Source organism: Streptomyces sp. NPDC058459 (assembly GCF_042721685.1).
In the GTDB taxonomy this organism is placed as follows: domain Bacteria; phylum Actinomycetota; class Actinomycetes; order Streptomycetales; family Streptomycetaceae; genus Streptomyces.
In genome coordinates, this window is sequence record NZ_JBHXLV010000402.1 from 1 (window position 1) to 1,873 (window position 1,873).

Genomic DNA, 1,873 nt, shown 5'->3' on the forward strand with positions numbered 1-1,873 from the left:
CACCCTCACGGTGTCCGACGGGCCTTCCGTCGTATGCGGGGAACCTACGGCAGCGCCAGCATCCGCTCCAGCGCCAGCTTGGCGAACGCCTCCGTCTCCCGGTCCACCTCGATGCGGTTGACCAGGGTGCCCTCGGCCAGGGACTCCAGGGTCCAGACCAGGTGGGGGAGGTCGATGCGGTTCATGGTGGAGCAGAAGCAGACCGTCTTGTCGAGGAAGACGATCTCCTTGCCCTCGGGCGCGAACCGGTTCGCCAGCCGCCGGACCAGGTTCAGTTCCGTGCCGATCGCCCACTTGGAGCCGGCCGGGGCCGCCTCCAGCGCCTTGATGATGTACTCCGTCGAGCCGACGTAGTCCGCCGCGGCCACGACCTCGTGCCGGCACTCGGGGTGCACCAGGACGTTGACGCCGGGCACCCGCCGGCGCACGTCCTCGACCGACTCCAGGCTGAAGCGGCCGTGCACCGAGCAGTGTCCGCGCCACAGGATCATCTTGGCGTCCCGCAGCTGCTCGGCGGTCAGCCCGCCGTTCGGCTTGTGCGGGTTGTACAGGACGCAGTCCTCCAGGGACATGCCCATGTCGCGGACAGCGGTGTTGCGGCCCAGGTGCTGGTCGGGCAGGAACAGCACCTTCTCGCCCTGCTGGAACGCCCACTCCAGCGCCCGCTCGGCGTTGGAGGAGGTGCAGATGGTGCCGCCGTGCTTGCCGGTGAACGCCTTGATGTCGGCGGAGGAGTTCATGTACGACACCGGCACGACCTGCTCGGCGACGCCCGCCTCGGTCAGCACGTCCCAGCACTCCGCGACCTGCTCCGCCGTGGCCATGTCGGCCATGGAGCAGCCGGCCGCGAGGTCCGGCAGGACGACCTTCTGGTCGTCGGAGGTGAGGATGTCGGCCGACTCGGCCATGAAGTGCACACCGCAGAACACGATGTACTCGGCGTCCGGGCGCGCGGCCGCGTCACGGGCCAGCTTGAACGAGTCGCCCGTGACGTCCGCGAACTGGATGACCTCGTCGCGCTGGTAGTGGTGGCCGAGGACGAAGACCTTGTCCCCGAGCTTCTCCTTGGCCGCACGGGCGCGCGCCACGAGGTCCGGGTCGGAGGGCTCGGGCAGATCGCCGGGGCATTCGACGCCCCGCTCACTCCTCGGGTCGGCCCCGCGGCCGAGCAGCAGCAGGGCGAGCGGAGACGGCTGTACGTCGAGCTGCGGGGTCTGGGCGGTGGTCACGGCACCTACCCTTTCTACTTTTCGTCTAACTGACATTATCTATGATAACCGCTTCATGTCACTTTGACGAAGGCAATAGCGTCCATGTGACGTGAATCCCGGCCTCCCCGGCACCGGTCCGCTGCCCGGTGTCCCGCCCGTGTGCGAGCATGAGAAGCGAAGCGAGAACGCGGCCGGACCGGTCCGCCCCGGGCCGGAATGAAACAGCCCGCGTACCGGTTGCACTGGTCGGAAAGCAGTCTCCGTACAACTTGGGAGAGATGTAGATGTCCGTATCGGACGAGACCAGCACCGTCACCGACGGCATCATCGTGACCGACGCCGCCGCGTCGAAGGTCAAGGCGCTCCTCGACCAGGAAGGCCGGGACGACCTCGCCCTGCGGGTCGCCGTCCAGCCCGGCGGCTGCTCCGGTCTGCGCTACCAGCTCTTCTTCGACGAGCGCTCGCTCGACGGCGACGTCGTGAAGGACTTCGAAGGCGTCAGGGTCGTCACCGACCGCATGAGCGCCCCGTACCTGGGCGGCGCCACGATCGACTTCGTGGACACGATCGAGAAGCAGGGATTCACGATCGACAACCCGAACGCGACGGGCTCCTGCGCCTGCGGCGACTCCTTCAGCTGAGCAGCCCACCCAGCCGTGACA

The 1,873-nt window shown here is 68.0% G+C and carries 2 protein-coding genes; one reads left to right on the forward strand and one right to left on the reverse strand.

Annotated features, from left to right (window positions below; all coding sequences use genetic code 11):
• Positions 1-44: 44 nt before the first annotated feature.
• Positions 45-1,229, reverse strand: a complete 1,185-nt coding sequence (gene nadA / locus ACFWN1_RS33100) for a quinolinate synthase NadA (RefSeq protein ID WP_384370415.1) — start codon at positions 1,227-1,229, stop codon at positions 45-47.
• Between the two features lie 266 nt (positions 1,230-1,495).
• On the opposite strand from nadA, the gene ACFWN1_RS33105 reads away from it, so the two are divergent.
• Positions 1,496-1,852: a HesB/IscA family protein gene (locus ACFWN1_RS33105; protein WP_384370418.1), complete on the forward strand. Its 357-nt coding sequence runs from the start codon at positions 1,496-1,498 to the stop codon at positions 1,850-1,852.
• The last annotated feature ends 21 nt before the right edge of the window (positions 1,853-1,873 follow it).

Bases quoted from the DNA above. Each gene is read 5' to 3' on its own strand.
- ACFWN1_RS33105 (WP_384370418.1), top strand. From the start codon at position 1,496: ATGTCCGTATCGGACGAGACCAGCACCGTCACCGACGGCATCATCGTG.